Genomic DNA, 16,235 nt, shown 5'->3' with positions numbered 1-16,235 from the left:
TCACATTTATACATAGTCACGGCATAGTCAGGGGGTAACATGGTGCCATCCTTGATGAAGCTATCTCTTCTTCCTCTCTCTTTGACTGCATGGATCTTGTGATGAAAACGCGCGTGTGGCTGTGGCTTTTCCCTCTTCTTCTATTGCTGGCGGCGGGCGCCTGGCATCTGCGGCAGGCTGAACCTGCCAGCAAGCCTGCACCAAGAGAGATCAACATCAGGGCCGAAACCGTCAGGCAGAGCCTGGCCGAGCCCTCCATCAAGCTGGTGAGCAAGCTTGCGGCCAATCGCTCCGTGGCCATCAGTCCCGAGGTGACCGGCCGCATTGCCACCATCGCGGTGAGCTCCGGCCAGCAGGTCACACAGGGGCAGACCCTGATCGCCCTGGATGCGGGCAAGCAGCAGGCGGAGCTGGCCGAGCAGAGCGCCAGCGTGCGCGACGAGGCCCGCAAGCTGCGGGACATGCGCAAGCTGGTGGCGCGAGGCGCCGTCACCACCTCGGAGCTGGAGGGGCAGGAGGCGACTGTTGCCCAGGCCCAGGCCCGGGTCGATGCGGCCCGTTACGAGCTCTCCCTGCGCACCCTGGCGGCCCCCTTCGACGGCACCGTCAGCCTCATCGATCTCAGCGAAGGAGCCCTGGTCAACAGCGGCGACGTGCTCTTGCATCTGGACGAGCTGGCAAAACTGCGGCTCGATCTGGCAGTGCCCGAGCGCTACCTCTCCCTGCTGCGCCCCGGCATGGCGGTGACGGCAACCAGCTCGGCCTGGCCGGATCAATCCTTTTCCGGCGTGCTGGAGACCCTCGACAGCCGGATCTCCAGCGACACCCAGAACATCAAGGCCCGTGTCATCCTGCCCAACACCGGCGGCCAGCTGCGCCCCGGCATGCTGATGAACGTGGATCTCTCTCTGCCACCCCAGAAGATGACCCTGATCCCCGCCCAGTCGGTGGAGTACGCCGGCGAGCAGCGCTTCGTCTATCGCCTGGAGGCGGACGGACGGGTGAAGCGGGTGCCGGTGGAGCTTGGCGACACCCATGGCGAGGCCGTCTGGGTGCTCAAGGGGTTGAACGTCGGCGATCGCATCGCAGTGGAGGGGCTGGTCAATCTGCGCGACGGCGCCCAGGTACGTGATCTGGGCGAGGTGAAAGGCTGATGTGGCTCTCCGATATCTCAGTACGCCGTCCCCTGGTGGCGGTGGTCATCAGCGCCCTGCTCACCGTGTTCGGCCTGGTGGCCTTCAGCAAACTCACCGTGCGGGAGATGCCGGATGTGCAGACCCCGTCCGTCTCCATCACCACCACCTATGAGGGGGCGGCCCCCGAGGTGATGGAGAGCCAGGTCACCAAGCCCATCGAGGATCAGCTCTCCGGCATCAGCGGCATCAAGAACATCAACTCGGTGACCCGCAAGGGGCGCTCCTCCATCACGGTGGAGTTCAAGCTCGGCTGGAACATGCTGGAGGGCACCTCCGACGTGCGTGACGCCATCTCCCGGGCCAGACCCAAGCTGCCAGACGGGGCGGACGAGCCCATGGTGACCAAGGACAACGGCAACGGGGATGTGGCCATCTGGCTCAATTTCAGCAGCACCCAGATGGACCGTACCGCCATGACGGATTACGCCAATCGCATGCTGGTGGACCCCTTGAGCCTGGTGGACGGGGTGAGCGAGGTCTCTCTCTCCGGGGACCTGACCCAGGTGATGTACGTGCGGCTGCGCCCCGCCGACATGGCGGCCCGCGGCATCACGGTGGCCGACGTGCAGGATGCCCTCAAGCGGGAGAACATCGAGCTGCCGGGCGGCGAGATCCGCAACAACACCATGACCATGGCGGTGCAGATCGCACGGCTCTATCACAGTGCGGAAGATTTTCGCACCCTGCCGGTGAAAACCGCCACCAATGGTCAGAGCATCTATCTGGCGGACATTGCGGATGTGGAGGTGGGGGCCAAGAACGAAGACAGCGCCTATCAGCGCAACGGCCGCGAGAGCCTGGGGATTGGCATCGTCGCTCAATCCACAGCCAACCCCCTGGCGGTGGCCCAGGGCATCGAGAAGAAGCTCGTGGAGATGCAGCGCTTCCTGCCAGAGGGGGCCACCCTTGAGGTCGACTACGACTCCACCATCTTCATCAAGCAGGCCATCGACGAGGTGTATGAGACACTCGCCATCTGCGCCCTGCTGGTGGTCGCTGTGCTCTATCTCTTCCTCGGGCAGGGGCGCACCACGCTCATCCCCGCCATCACGGTGCCCGTCTCCCTGATTTCGGCCTTCATCGGTGCCTGGTATCTGGGCTTTTCCATCAACCTCATTACCTTGCTGGCCCTCATCCTCGCCATCGGCCTGGTGGTGGATGATGCCATCGTGGTGGTAGAGAACATCCACCACCACCTGCAACGGGGCGAGTCCCCCTTGATGGCGGCCTGGCACGGCACCCGGGAGGTGGGCTTTGCCGTCATCGCCACCACCGCCGTGCTGGTGATGGTGTTCGTGCCCATCGCCTTCATGGATGGCATGGTGGGGCGCCTCTTCACCGAGTTCGCCATCCTGCTCTCCCTGGCCGTGCTCTTCTCCTCCCTGGTGGCGCTCACCCTGACCCCGGCCATGGGCTCCTGGCTGATGCGTGCCGTGGACAAGCCCAACGCCCTGACCGCCACCCTGGACAAGGGACTTGGCTGGGTGGAGGAGCGTTATCGCCGCGTGCTGGGGGCCGTGCTGCGCCGCGCCGTCTGGATGCCCCTGGTGTTGCTGCTCTGCCTCGGCGGCATTGGCACCCTCTTTGGCAAGCTGCCCGCGAGCCTCACCCCGACCGAGGACAGGGGCGTGCTCTATGTGTTCGTGAAAGGGGCGGAGGGCACCAGCATCGAGCGGATGAAGCGCAACATGCAGCAGGTGGAGGCCGCCATCCTGCCGCTGCTCGGCAAGGGGGTGGTGCAGGCCATGAGCTTTAGCACCCCGGCCTTCGGGCGCGGCGGCGATCAGACCGGCATGGCCATCATCCAGCTCAGCGACTGGGCGGTGCGGGACGAAACGGCCACCGAGTTTGGCCGCTCCCTGAGCGGTCGCCTCGCCGGCATCCCCGACGTGATGATCCGCACCTTCCAGCCGGGGTTCAGAGGCGGCTCCACCGCGGCGGTGCAGTTCGTGCTGCAAGGCTCCGATTACGGCGAGCTCAACCAGCAGGGGCTGGCGCTCAAGGAGGCGGCGGCCCGGAGCGGGCTGATGCAGAGCCCGGATCTCGACTATGCCGAGAAGACCCCGGAGCTGCAGGTGACCATAGAGCGGGAGCGAGCCACCCAGCTCGGCATTCCGGTCTCCACCATCGCAAGCTCCCTTCAGGCCCTGCTCGGCGGCGTCAGCCAGACCACCTATGTGGACAGGGGGGAGGAGTACGACGTCTATCTGAGGGCCAACCAGACCCAGTTCAACGGCATTTCGGATGTGAGCCGCATCTATCTCAAGGCCGCCAGCGGCGAGATGGTGAGCCTCTCCACCCTGGCGACCGTCACCCAGGTGGCGAGTCCCCAGCGCCTCAACCACTACCAGCGCCAGAAGGCGGTCACCCTCACCGCGGACGTGGCCCCCGGCCACACCCTGGGGGAGGCGCTTGACTTCCTGGATGGCTGGGCCGCGGATCATCTGCCCACCGGCATGTCGGTGGATTACGCCGGCGAGTCCAAGGACTATCGCGACAACCAGGGGGAGATGGCACTGGTGTTCGGCCTGGCCCTGCTGGTGGTCTATCTGGTGCTGGTGGCCCAGTTCGAGAGCCTGCTGACCCCGGCGGTGGTGATGATGACGGTGCCGCTCGGCATCTTCGGCGGCCTGCTCGGCCTCTGGCTCACGGGGCAGGAGCTCAGCATCTACAGCCAGATAGGCATGATCATGCTCATCGGCATGGTGACCAAGAACGGCATCCTCATCGTCGAGTTCATCAACCAGCTGCGCCAGCGGGGTGAAGGGTTCGAGGAGGCGATCATCAAGGGGTCGGTGCGCCGCCTGCGCCCCATCTTGATGACCTCGCTCACCGCCATCATCGGCGCCGTGCCCCTGATGCTCTCCATGGGTGCGGGGTACGAGAGCCGGATGGCCGTGGGGACCGTGATCTTCTTCGGCTTGTCCTTGGCGACCCTGGTGACCCTGCTGGTGGTACCCGCCATCTATCACCTGATCGCCAGACGCGCGGGGATGACGGGGGCGCGGGACCGACTGGTGGACGAAATACTGGCCACGGCAATCCCGGCCAGTCCCTCCACGGTGCCGGGGGCGGTGGCCCCCGAGGGGCGGGACAAACCGGCGGCCTAGCGTGCCGACCCGGATGACAGCAAGCAGGGCGCCAATGGGCGCCCTGTTTGCTGATGAGATCCGAGTCTGTCACGCCGACCTGTCGTGCCCGCTCGAAGGCGCCCCTTCCCCTCGCGTTCTGTAGGGGCAAAAAGCCGTCGCCCCCGCCTTGCTCTGCCGGTATAATGCGCGACCCGAATTGTTCCAGGTGGTCAAAATGCAGCCGGTTACCAACCTCTTCTCCTATCCCCGTTACTGGGCCGAGTGCTACGGCACGGCGCCCTTCCTGCCCATGTCCCGTGCGGAGATGGACAAGCTCGGCTGGGACAGCTGCGACATCGTGCTGGTGACAGGCGACGCCTACGTGGATCACCCGAGCTTCGGCATGGCGGTGATCGGCCGCATGCTCGAATCCCAGGGTTTTCGGGTCGGCATCATCGCCCAGCCGGACTGGTCATCGAAGGATGACTTCATGCGCCTGGGCAAGCCCAACCTCTTCTATGGGGTGACGGCGGGCAACATGGACTCCATGATCAACCGCTACACCGCCGACAAGAAGCTGCGCCACGACGACGCCTACACCCCGGGGGATGTGGGCGGCAAGCGGCCGGATCGCGCCACCCTGGTCTACACCCAGCGCTGCAAAGAGGCCTATAAAGAGGTGCCGGTGGTCATCGGCGGCATCGAGGCATCGCTTCGCCGTATCGCCCACTACGACTACTGGTCCGAGACCATCCGTCGCTCCATCCTGATCGACGCCAAGGCCGACATCCTCATCTACGGCAACGCCGAGCGCCCCTTGGTGGAAGTGGCTCACCGCATCGCAGGCGGCGAGACCATCGACACCATGCAGGACATTCGCGGCACCGCCGTCATCCGCAAGGAGCCGCTGCCGGGCTGGCGCGGGGTGGATTCGAGCAAGCTCGACCAGATTGGCCGCATCGATCCCATCCCCAACCCCTATATGGAAGGGGCTCCTTGCTCTGATGACGAGGGTACCGCGCCGGTGGAGCAGGAAGCCAAGCCCATCCTGGTGCAGCCGCCCAAGCAAAAGCCATGGGAGAAGACCTACGTCAAGCTGCCGGCGTTCGAGCGGGTGAAGGAAGACAAGGTGCTCTACGCCCATGCGTCGCGCATCCTGCACCACGAGACCAACCCGGGCTGCGCCCGCGCCCTCTCCCAGGCCCACGGCGATCGCATCATCTGGGTCAACCCGCCTGCCTTCCCGCTCGAGACCGACGAGATGGACGGGGTGTTCGGCCTGCCGTACCAGCGGGTGCCGCACCCGGCCTATGGCAACGAGAAGATCCCGGCCTACGACATGATCAAGACCTCGGTCAACATCATGCGCGGCTGCTTCGGTGGCTGCTCCTTCTGCTCCATCACCGAGCACGAAGGGCGCATCATCCAGAGCCGCTCGGAAGAGTCGATTCTGAAAGAAATCGAAGAGATCCGCGACAAGGTGCCGGGCTTTACCGGCGTCATCTCGGATCTGGGCGGCCCCACCGCCAACATGTACCGCTTACGCTGCAAGAGCCCCAAGGCCGAGCAGACCTGTCGGCGCGCCTCCTGCGTGTGGCCGACCATCTGCCCGCACATGGACACCGACCACAGCCCGACCATCAACCTCTATCGCAAGGCGCGCGATCTCAAGGGCATCAAGAAGATCCTGATCGCCTCCGGCGTGCGTTACGACATCGCGGTGGAAGATCCGCGCTACATCAAGGAGCTGGCCAAGTACCACGTTGGCGGCTACCTCAAGATCGCGCCGGAACACACCGAGGAGGGCCCGCTCTCCAAGATGATGAAGCCGGGCATGGGCAGCTACTACAGCTTCAAGGAGCTGTTCGACAAGTATTCCAAAGAGGCGGGCAAGCAGCAGTACCTGATCCCCTACTTCATCTCCGCCCACCCGGGCACCACGGATGAAGACATGGTGAACATGGCGCTCTGGATCAAGTCCAACCGCTTCAAGCTCGATCAGGTGCAGAACTTTTACCCGTCGCCGCTCGCCAACGCCACCACCATGTATTACACCGAGAAAAACCCGCTCAACAAGGTGAGCCGCCAGGGCGGGGATGTGTTCGTGGTGAAAGGGGAGCGTCGCCGTCGCCTGCACAAGGCGCTGCTGCGCTACCACGATCCGGCCGGCTGGCCGATGATCCGCGAAGCCCTGCTGGAGATGGGCAAGGGCCACCTGATCGGTAACGGCCCCGACTGCCTGGTGCCGCCGGAAGGCCGTGGCGAAGCCAAAGCCGAGCGCAGCCGCAACAAGGGCCTGAAACCTGCCTTGACCCGCCACAGTGCCATCACCCATCAGCGCAGTAACGGGGCGGGCAACAAGGCTGCCCGCAGCGAGGCCGGTGCAGCCAATGCCCCAGCGGCCAGCAGAAATGGCGGCAAGGCCGGCAATGGCAAACCGGTGGGCTCTCAGCTCCAGAAAGGCTCGGGTAACGGCAAATCGGCCGCACAAGGCGAAGGCAAGAATGCAGGCAAGAGCAAACCGGCCGGCAAACCCGCCACTCAAGGCGGCAAGCCCGCTGCGAAAGGAAATGGATCCAAGCGACCGGCACGGTGAGTTTCCTGACTGTAAAGCGATAGAAATAAAAAAGGCGACCATCTGGTCGCCTCTTTATAATCAGATAAGGTTGATATTATCGAATTCTATTCTTCCATGATTTCTTGAATGCTAGATGTTCAGCATCAAGGCTGAGGAATTTATTAACAGTGACAATTCTTATAGTCTCATTATTGTAACGAGCAAGTTTATCAATCGCTATGAATATTTGTTTTTTAGATTTAGAGTATTCCGATATTATTTTCTCAATTGCATGGTTCTCGATGTTAGAAAAAACTATTAAATCATGAATAATTGATGGTAAATATGTTTTTTCAAGAAAGCTCATATCTAATGAAATCATATTAGCATATGCTTTCCCTGTGCCTGAGTCCTCTTTGTGAGAAAACTCATATCTATTTTCAAATAACTTTATCTCTGGTGATATTGGATTGTTTGTATAAAAAATATTTATATATTTATTCATGGTTTCATTCAGGGTTTTCTCTATATCTTTTAATGATTCAGCTGTTTTGTCTGTGATTTGTCTAGATAGGTCGCTAACATAATCATCAATGCCTTTTTTAACATTTCTAAATCTTACTTGTTCTGATATATTTTTTTCTTCAAAGGATAATTCTAACATTCTATCTATTAGACTGGATGGTTTTTCAAACAAATCAATAGACTTCAATATTTCATCTTCTAATTTTTTTATTTCAATGTTTAGTTTTTCTTCTTGTTCTACAAGTATAGCTAATTCACTGGTAAGTTCATCCTTAAGTATTCTAGTTATGCCAGAATGAAATTGGTCTATTTTTGCTAGTTTATCCAAGTCTACATCTGGGAAATATAGATTTAACTTATCAAAGTATTTTTTATTTGCAGGGTTACCAAACTTTAAATTTTCTTCTATTCGCTTTTGTCTATTCTTTATTTGATAAAGAGAATCAACCAGAATGTCTTTTTCTTTTTTAAGCTGAAAGTTTCTCTCATTTATAATCTTGCTGGTATTTATTGAGAAGAGTTCAATGTTCTTTTTGAGATCATCCATCTCTTTTTTAATGCTTTGTAATCTTATCTCACTTAAAACACTTTCTTTTTTTGTGAGTGGTTTGATGTAACCTTCTTTAAATGCTCCAGCAAGAATTGTTTTCTTATGTTGAGTGATAGTTTTCTGTCTTTCTAGTTCTTGTACAGGCAGATAGCAAGAGAATAGTTTTAATAAATTTGGTTTTATTACCTTGTATGGCTCTGATGGAAATGAGTGCAAAGGTTTGCTTGGCGTGTAGTTTTCTTTTCCCCAGATCCTAGTAAATGGATTTACTGTGGACCTAAAACTAGCCGAGCCTTCGGGGAATTTATAATGATTCTTGAGGAATTCACGGTAATCATCAATCGACTTTTCTATTAGGGTTGTTTTTTCATGAAAAAACACAATGTTAGGAGTATCTGTATTTCTAGTAAATGTATACAAAGAATTTTGAAACAAAAAATCTATTTCAACAGAAATAGAGCCAACATTCTCTATAACATCTGAGCTCAATTTAATAAAGTCGTCACCAGCTAGAGAAAAATCGATCAGCATTAACACAGATGATTTCCCTATCGAATTTGTACCATCATCTGGGCCGATTAGAGTATTTAAACCAGGGTGGAAAGTTATTTTTCCATTTACTAGCTTGTTGCATCGTATTTCTTTTAGCATTTCTTGATAATTCCCTGTTCAATATTTAATTCTATTTTCCCCAAGACATAGAGCGCATCTATTGAATAAATAAACTCATCAATTTCAATAAATTCACTTTTTGTATTCTGGTAAAGCTCTATAAGTGTCATTGTTTCGAAATTTGTCTCTAAAATAGAAAGCATCTTAAAGATAATGGAGTCTTTAAGTGGTATTGATTTATTGGGAGTTATCATGAGTAAACCTCACAATTCTGAACGAAGTAAGAAACTAATATTTCTGCTGCTTCAGGATTTTTATGTGAAGTGGAGTTTTTAAGCCAGTCTGTTAATGCAGAGAATATCTGTGTTTGATTTAAACCTTGTTTCTTTAGTTTTATGTAGTAAGTTTTAACTTGGCTATAAATTGTATCTGATGTGTATGGGGTTATTTTGTCTAAGTCAGCGAATTTTGTTTTTATTATGTGGTAAAAATATCGAATGTTACTTTTGATTTTTAACTTAACAAGGGATTCCAAAGTCGAATCTGCTTTTGATTCAATCTTCATAGCATTTAATGATAACTTTTCTATGGCATCTTCATCAATCGATATGAGAGTATTGATTACCTCATTTATTTCAAAGTCAATTGAACTATCAAACCAGCCATTTTTCAGTCTTGATAATCTTTGCAACTCTTTTTTTAATGCGACCATTTCTTGATAGCCTGCCACCGTTCTGGGATTATCAAATATTTTATGACAATCACGGCACAAGGCTATTAAGTTATCTTCATGGTCTACGTCATTATTTAAAATTTCTTCATTTTTAAGAAGTTCAATTTCATGAGGGTGAGGGCTATTAGGGTAAATATGTGCAATTTCAAAAACTTTTGTCATTGTACGCCCACTTTTTTTCATCAGAGGCTTTGTACATTTTGGACAAATCCCGCTTACTTCATCATATAAGATGAGCGACATGTTTTCTGTCGGTGATTTTCTCTTCGCATTTGAAGTTGCCACTAAATATCCTTATGTAGAATTATATGAGAGTATCGTTTATTTAAGACAGTGTTATATCCATTAATATAATTATTGTTCGTAAGTAAACCTCATCTCATAAGTTGTTATGCACACCACCTACCCCATTAACTCCACGCTACCGCCCGTGGATTACAGCTTCCAATATGCTCCCTTGACCCACGCTGGCAGCAACCCATCGCAGTTCAACAGGTTCTGGATGGCTATGGTAAGCCAAACGAAACTGTCTGAGCGAGCCTTAAAATGATGTAACCATCAGAATCTCATCGTTTTTTGAACTGGATCAGCAAATGGATTTGAAAGGGGCATATATGGTTATTTTCATTTCCCCAAAAGATGGCCACAGAAATCTGGGACACCCACCTTTTTGACAGAAATCTGGGAGACAGAAATCTGGGACACCCACCTTTTTCCACCTTTTTGACAGCGGCGTAGCCCTGTACTTGGCTTGAGGTGTCACTGCCCAGGGGGTGAGCCATGACCATTGCCCGTTCACGTCAAATCAGTTTGCAGGATACGCCTTACTACCATGTGGTCAGTCGCTGTGTGCGGCGGGCGTTTCTGTGCGGGGAAGATGCCCACTCCGGCCAGAGTTACGAGCATCGGCGCCAGTGGGTAGTGGACAAGTTGGGCCAATTGTCGCGACTGTTTGCCATCGGTGTGTGTGCCTATGCGGTGATGAGCAATCACTATCACCTGGTGCTCAAGGTCGAGCCGGATACCGCTGCCAATTGGAGCGAGCGGGAGGTGGCCGAGCGTTGGGCGGCGCTATTCCAGTGGCCGCTGCTGGTACGACGCTGGTATCAGGGGGAATCCCTGATTGAGCCTGAACTCGCTGTGGTGCAACAACTGATAGGGCAGTGGCGGGAGCGGTTACATTCCATCAGCTGGTTTGTGCGGTTGCTCAACGAAAACCTGGCTCGGCAGGCCAATCGGGAAGATGGTTGCAAGGGCCATTTTTGGGAAGGGCGCTTCAAGAGCCAGGCCCTGCTCACCGAATCAGCCCTGCTGGCCTGCATGGCCTATGTTGATCTCAATCCGATACGGGCGGCGATTGCCGACCGGCCCGAGCAGAGCGATTACACCAGCCTCAAGCAGCGTCTCGATGGTGAGCAGTCCGCCGCCCCATTGCCTCCGTTGCTGTTGCCATTCGCGCACGAAGCGCGACCCGATAGCCTGCCATATACCTTTGCGGATTACCTGATGCTGGTGGACTGGACAGGTCGCGCCATCCGAGTGGACAAACGGGGCCATATCCCAGTTTGTCTTGCCCCCATCCTGGCGCGGCTGGGGTTAGACGAGGTGCGCTGGCTCAAGCAAGTGACGCTGTTTCGGCGCCAGGGTATCAGAGTGGTGGGTGACAAAGAGCATTGTCAGCAGTTTGCCTGGCACTGTGGCCAGCGACGGTGTCATCAACCATCCCTTTGAGTGATGAATATTTGTGTCATAACAACGTCCGGTATAGCGCCAGCTCATCACCGGTGTGATCGCATCTGAATTGGCGTCATCGATGCCAAGACATTCTTTTTAATCCCCCGAGTTTCACAAATGCCATCGCACATGCTGGATGACGAGTTGTGCTGGGCGCTTGATGAGGGCTTTCTCCAAAAGATGGCTGTCCTGATAAGGCGACACATAATTGGGACAGCGCCTTTCCAAAAGGTGGCTGTCGCAGATAAGAAGAGAAGGGTTAAGGAAGATGTACTATCGGCCCTTTGTTATCAGGCCGTTTTTTCACAACGCTACGACACCGTGGGTGTTGCTTGAGCAGGTGATTTTTGCATCAGTGAAACAGAGTGGGTGATATGGTTCCTCCAATGGAACAATCCGTACACAAAGATGGCTGTCCCAAATAAAAAGGGAGCTTATCTTGCTCGGTCCATGGAGAAGGGGGGAGATGACGACGTCTCTTGGGGATCTTTTACGAGAGTCGGCAAATATGGGGATCCACCTTTGGCTCGCATGACCAAACCTGATGCCAAGGGGCGGGTTGGCCGATATCTCGAATGGGGGCAGCGTTGGCAATAAATAACAAGGGCGACCAGTTGGTCGCCCTTGTGTGATGGGCAGAAGCGCGGGCTCTGCCTGTGAAGGTGACGGTTATTGCAAATCCGTGCTCAGGCTGGGGGCGCCGAAGTTCACCAGGGTGGCATGGGAGTGCTCGAAGTACTGTGACCAGAAGTCACCGAGTGCATCCATGGTCTTGCCGGAACGATAGGCGTGTTTCACCGCGTCGGTTACCAGCCCGGCGCCCGTGACGTAGACGCGAGCGCCTTGCAGATCGGCAAACAGCCCCTTGCTCTTGGCCTGCTTGAGCTCGTCACCGACATTGAGCTGCTTGATCTTGTTGGTGGCATAGAAGCTGGTGTAATCGGAGTGCTCCAGCATGTCCGAAATGAGGAACACGACGCGGTCATTGACGCCTTGCTCGGCCTTCATATCGTCACCCACCTTGCGCAGCGAGTTCATGATCTCGCTCTTGGGGATGTCCTGGCGGGCATCACGCAGTGCTTTCACGAACTGTTTGCCAAAGCCGTTACGAAAGACCTTGGTCTGCGTCGTCAGGCAGGTGTCCAGGCCGCGCAATTTGCGCATGCTGACATCGTCCCGGATCTCCCCTTCCAGCGGCATATCCAGTTGCCCCGCGTAGGCCAGGCGAAGGTATTCGCCAGGCAAGAAGGCGGAGAAGGTATAGAGCTTGACGCGATCGCCAGCCTGCACGAACCGCTCGATCTGCCCCCAACTGCTGCGTTGCAGATCGTCAGGCATCGGAATGGTCTGGTCGATGATGACCACCAGTTCGCGACCGGTGCCCGCAGGTTTGATGTCGGTCAGGCCATTGCGTTCATAGCAGCTCTGTATGTCGTTACGCTCGGCCGCCAACGCTGCACAAGGCAGCGTCAACGCCAGTAGCAATACCTGGGTGATCTTCACGATTAGGCACTCTGCTTGGTGGGAAAGAGGCCCAGGGTCTTGAGGGCCATCTGCTGTTCACGGATATCACGCAACTGCGCTTCGTCCACCCCCAGTGCGCGGCTGGCTGCTGCCAGACTCTCTTCGGGCAGGCCAGTGACATCATGGAAATCGGCGGCCTTGACGGCAGCGCCGGTCTGGCCGGGGGCGTCAGTGGTGGGCGGGAGAGCCGCCTCTACCTGCGCAACAGCCGGTTGTACGGCGGGTGCCGGCTCGGCTTGCACTGCCGGTGCGACCTGGGGGGCCGGCTTGGGCGGCACGGTGCCTGCCTTGTACTCGATAAAGGCCAGGAAATTGCGATGGGCGGATTTCTCCCCTTCCAGCGCCCCCAGCACACCCGAGTTGGTATGGTCACGGCTCGACAACAGGGTCTGCAAGCGGCGGAGCTTGTCATCGGCATGGCTGGCAATGGCGGTGCGTTGCTGGTCCATCGCGTCCAGCATCTCTTCGGCGGTCGCGTATTCGTGTGTCAGACGCCAGGCTGTTTTGGAATGGGTGCCCGCAAAGTGGTATTTGCTGGCAAGCCAGATGCTGATCCCCTGGATGGCGATGTAGATGAGCGACAGCATGACGTAGGTGGTCAGGCTGGCCTCACGGATGGCCTGCATCTTGTCTTCGATGGTGGCCTCTTCCGCCTCGTTGTTGATGGCTTGAGACTCTTCCGGCAGATCAAACGGCGACCCCATGCTGCTGTCACTCTGTGCCGTTGTTTCGGCGCGCATGTTGTTGACCATCTCGGTTTCGATGCTGTCGAGGGTGGCTGAACGCACCACGAAGGCGCCCACTGCCATGCAGGCAACAAACGAAGCACAGACAATCAGCCAGACAAACTTGCGGCTGACGCCTGAATTCACGTCTTTCAGGCGTGCCAGCAGCTGCTCGTAGTCAGGTTTGTCAGAGTCCGAGAAGGAGTCTTCCAGATTGATGGCCTTGTTTGCCTTGAGGGTACGGGAGCGTTTTGAGGGCTCTTCCCCTTGCCACCAGTGGCGCGCCCGGGCGATCAGGCTGTTGTGATGCAGGGAGTGTCCGGCCACTTCAGCCAGGAATGCGGATGCAACGGCGAGCAGCAGAGCCGTCGCGGCTGCCAGCAGGTGGCGGTCATTGGTGGAGGCATCCATGTTCATCCAGCCTGCCAGCACGTAGGCAAAGCCCATTGCCTCGACCAGCACCAGCACCAGCACCAGAGCAAGCACCCACGCCGGGCGCGGGGAGCGGCCGGCCTCTCCTGCCTTGGCAAGGTAGTCGAGGGAGGCGTTGTAGGCATCTGTCCCCTTTAAATGCTTCTTGTATTCGCGGTAGTACACATTCGACAGGGTCACTTCATGGTTGATCCAGCCATCGCCATCGACCGAGGCCGGCTTGCGGGCGAGACGGGCCACTGTGCCGATCAGCGGCAGGCTGTGCCATACCCGGATCAGGAAGTAGGAAACATGCTCCCAATGCCGCCACACCACCACGGCGCTGACGAGGAATGAAACAATGCCAACGGTCAGCATCTGGTTGGCGAGGATCAGCGTCTTGAGCGCTGCCAAAGAAAAGTCTTCCACTAAGTTTCTCCGTTTTCTTATTTGGAATGGGTGGCGGGAATGGGTAGGTACGAAGCCACATAAGCCTCGGAACCTGCCGGATAGAACAGGGCTCCCTGGCTGACCTTGGCGTTGCCTTTGCTGAACACGAGGTCCATGCAGGACACCGACGCCTTGGGATCGCTGGTGAAGACGCGGTATAGCACCTCACTCTCGCCCTCATAGGTGTTGGCCACCGCCTTGAGGGTCTGGGGCTTCTTCTGATTCGAGGATTTGTAACCCTGAACGACTTGCAGGATCGGTTGACGATCGACCTGGGCGTTGTCACGCAAGATGGAAACCGGAGAGACAGTCACCAGGTGGCCGTTGACGGTATTGGCCCAGACGCGATTGTTATAGCCGGGCATGTACTCCTTGGTGGCATGGCGCGGGAGAGGCTTGTCGTCTGCCATGCTCAGTACCTGGCCTGCACTGCGTGGCTTATCTGCCTCACAGCTCGACATCGGCATGTCGCTTGCGTATGCGCTGCTGATCAGTGCAAAACCACTCGCCTTGGGTTTGATGTTCTGGGCCATGTTCCACTGATAGGTGCCGGCAGGCTTGCCGCCGAAGTCCACTGCGGCCTTGGCATTGGGCAGGGCCTTGGTCGTGCTGGTGTTTGAGGCGCTCTGCTTGGCGGCGGGTTGGTGAGGGGCGGTTTGCGACGTGGCCGCCACCTTGCTTGAACCGCTTGCGGACTGAGCCGCCGGTTTGGTCGCAGCCACACGAGGCTTGGCGGTATCGGAAGCCCCGTAACGCAGATAGCGGGTGTTGTTCTCTTCTGATTGGGCCCGCATGACCAGAGCCTGCTCGTTCGCCAGTTCTACAATTTCGACCCGGCGATTCTGACCGCGAAGCAAGGGGTCGCTGTTGTCTGCGATGGGACGCGAAGAACCCGCGCCTTGATAGTAAATGGAAGAGGCCGGGATCCCCGATGCGACCAGAACCTTGCCGACGGCTCGCGCACGTTGCTCGGAGAGTCGCAGATTGAGTTCTGCAGGGCCGGTGGCGTCACTGTGGCCGACGAGGAGGATACGGCGCTGATCCGAGGCGTCTACGGCTGCGGGTTTGGCATAGAGCTGGGCCAGTTTCGTGACCACGCGCAGGCCGCTTTCTGTGAGCTGGGCAGAACCACTCGAGAACATGCCGGAATCGGGGATCTGGGCCACAAGGCCGGCGTCCTGAGGGACACCGGTCACTGCGGCTGGCTCGGCAACGGTCAGTTTCTCGGTCGCGATGTTGAGATTCTCTTCCTTTGCTATCCGGTCAAGCTCTTGTAGCCTGGACTGCCACATATAGCCTGCTGCGCAGCCCAGCGCCCCACCGAGGGCAACCCCCGCGACAGCCCCTTTTTTCCCGTTGATGGCGTAGCCCGCAGCCCCTCCTGCAATCATGCCAGCCCCACAAAGCACCGGCATGCCGTAATCCTTGCCGATATCATTGACCGTGGATTTGAAATTCTGCATCTGCTGAGAGCTGCAACCCACGGCGGCAATCAATACACAGCTGAGAGGTGCAAGACGAAACGATTTATCCATAGCGATTCCTTGCCATTTATATTTAATAGCGAGATTCAGACATACCAGTGAGGCCAGAGAAAAGCGTCTTCGGGTGGAGTGAAATATCGACACTTGCTGATATAAGAGATATTAACGCGGGCTGATGTTTAATATCGGCGCCAGGCGTGCTCATTCTCGCAAGCGGCTGTGTCTGATATGTCCTGAGTGTCAGAAGAGGCAATTATCTATGCGGTTCAATAGGTATCGAGTGGCTATGATAAGCCAAACGAACCTGATCATGCGAGTGGAAAAGTGATGCAACCATAGGAAAAACATCGACTTTCCAATATCTTTGCCCATCTCCCCGACGCTGAACACAAAGAGCGATATGGCGACGCTCTTGTGGTTTGTGAAAGGCGCAGGCCGATTATCGCTATTGAGGATGAGGGCTGTTGGGGGAAGTATGTGGTCGCCCCCACTGACAGTGCTGGCGAAATAATGTTCATGGGCAGAATAACGTCTGGCAGCCCGTTTATATAATGGATTAATTGTCGATAAATATGTCTGATAACAGTTTATAGAGTGGGGCACAGGCAGTTCGAAGCATTGCAAGACCTCTGTTGAACGCATTGTTTGATAATATTGTCGAAA

The 16,235-nt window shown here is 55.9% G+C and carries 10 protein-coding genes; 4 read left to right on the top strand and 6 right to left on the bottom strand.

Annotated elements, in window-relative coordinates; translation table 11 throughout:
* Positions 1–101 precede the first annotated feature (101 nt).
* From I6L32_RS00575 to I6L32_RS00565, 3 genes are all read left to right on the top strand, one after another.
* Positions 102–1,154 carry an efflux RND transporter periplasmic adaptor subunit gene (locus I6L32_RS00575; protein WP_052815157.1) on the top strand — a complete coding sequence of 351 codons (1,053 nt, stop codon included), beginning with the start codon at positions 102–104 and terminating at the stop codon, positions 1,152–1,154.
* Positions 1,154–4,306 carry an efflux RND transporter permease subunit gene (locus tag I6L32_RS00570; protein ID WP_201984393.1) on the top strand — a complete coding sequence of 1,051 codons (3,153 nt, stop codon included), beginning with the start codon at positions 1,154–1,156 and terminating at the stop codon, positions 4,304–4,306. Before I6L32_RS00575 ends, I6L32_RS00570 begins: the two co-directional genes overlap by 1 nt.
* Before the next feature lie 196 nt (positions 4,307–4,502).
* Entirely contained in the window at positions 4,503–6,863 is a 2,361-nt protein-coding gene (locus tag I6L32_RS00565; RefSeq protein WP_216944509.1) for a YgiQ family radical SAM protein, read from the top strand.
* A gap of 76 nt (positions 6,864–6,939) precedes the next feature.
* Here the strand turns inward: I6L32_RS00565 and I6L32_RS00560 are convergent, their stop codons facing one another.
* The 3 genes from I6L32_RS00560 to I6L32_RS00555 are packed head-to-tail and all read right to left on the bottom strand — an operon-like array spanning position 6,940 to position 9,529.
* The gene (locus tag I6L32_RS00560) at positions 6,940–8,550 is read right to left on the bottom strand and encodes a DUF2326 domain-containing protein (RefSeq protein ID WP_139397363.1); all 1,611 of its coding nucleotides are present in this window, start codon (positions 8,548–8,550) and stop codon (positions 6,940–6,942) included.
* A complete protein-coding gene (locus tag I6L32_RS23600; protein ID WP_367950694.1) occupies positions 8,544–8,714 on the bottom strand; it encodes an ABC-three component system middle component 7 in 171 nt (56 codons plus the stop codon). Before I6L32_RS23600 ends, I6L32_RS00560 begins: the two co-directional genes overlap by 7 nt.
* A 47-nt stretch (positions 8,715–8,761) precedes the next feature.
* Complete coding sequence (locus tag I6L32_RS00555) at positions 8,762–9,529, bottom strand: ABC-three component system protein (protein ID WP_216944508.1); 768 nt, start codon at positions 9,527–9,529, stop codon at positions 8,762–8,764.
* 495 nt (positions 9,530–10,024) lie between these two features.
* Between I6L32_RS00555 and I6L32_RS00550 the strand changes: the two genes are divergently transcribed.
* Positions 10,025–10,975 (top strand): transposase, encoded by a 951-nt coding sequence (locus I6L32_RS00550; RefSeq protein ID WP_216944507.1) that lies wholly within the window; start codon positions 10,025–10,027, stop codon positions 10,973–10,975.
* 672 nt (positions 10,976–11,647) lie between these two features.
* On the opposite strand, the gene I6L32_RS00545 is transcribed toward I6L32_RS00550, so the two are convergent.
* Genes I6L32_RS00545 through I6L32_RS00535 form a run of 3 tightly spaced genes read right to left on the bottom strand, consistent with a single transcriptional unit; the run spans position 11,648 to position 15,623 of the window.
* The gene (locus I6L32_RS00545) at positions 11,648–12,481 is read right to left on the bottom strand and encodes a hypothetical protein (protein WP_042017295.1); all 834 of its coding nucleotides are present in this window, start codon (positions 12,479–12,481) and stop codon (positions 11,648–11,650) included.
* A gap of 2 nt (positions 12,482–12,483) precedes the next feature.
* Complete coding sequence (locus I6L32_RS00540) at positions 12,484–14,067, bottom strand: hypothetical protein (RefSeq protein WP_102948769.1); 1,584 nt, start codon at positions 14,065–14,067, stop codon at positions 12,484–12,486.
* A 17-nt stretch (positions 14,068–14,084) separates the two neighbouring features.
* Entirely contained in the window at positions 14,085–15,623 is a 1,539-nt protein-coding gene (locus I6L32_RS00535; protein WP_102948768.1) for an OmpA family protein, read from the bottom strand.
* Positions 15,624–16,235 lie beyond the last annotated feature (612 nt).

It is taken from the genome of Aeromonas sp. FDAARGOS 1402 (assembly GCF_019046925.1).
Taxonomy (GTDB): Bacteria; Pseudomonadota; Gammaproteobacteria; order Enterobacterales; family Aeromonadaceae; genus Aeromonas; species Aeromonas caviae.
This window is presented reverse-complemented; position numbering and strand designations above follow the sequence as displayed.

Coding starts and splice junctions, on each gene's coding strand:
- I6L32_RS23600 (WP_367950694.1), bottom strand. CDS start 8,714: ATGCTTTCTATTTTAGAGACAAATTTCGAAACAATGACACTTATAGAG.
- I6L32_RS00570 (WP_201984393.1), top strand. CDS start 1,154: ATGTGGCTCTCCGATATCTCAGTACGCCGTCCCCTGGTGGCGGTGGTC.
- I6L32_RS00575 (WP_052815157.1), top strand. CDS start 102: ATGAAAACGCGCGTGTGGCTGTGGCTTTTCCCTCTTCTTCTATTGCTG.
- I6L32_RS00565 (WP_216944509.1), top strand. CDS start 4,503: ATGCAGCCGGTTACCAACCTCTTCTCCTATCCCCGTTACTGGGCCGAG.
- I6L32_RS00535 (WP_102948768.1), bottom strand. CDS start 15,623: ATGGATAAATCGTTTCGTCTTGCACCTCTCAGCTGTGTATTGATTGCC.
- I6L32_RS00550 (WP_216944507.1), top strand. CDS start 10,025: ATGACCATTGCCCGTTCACGTCAAATCAGTTTGCAGGATACGCCTTAC.
- I6L32_RS00560 (WP_139397363.1), bottom strand. CDS start 8,550: ATGCTAAAAGAAATACGATGCAACAAGCTAGTAAATGGAAAAATAACT.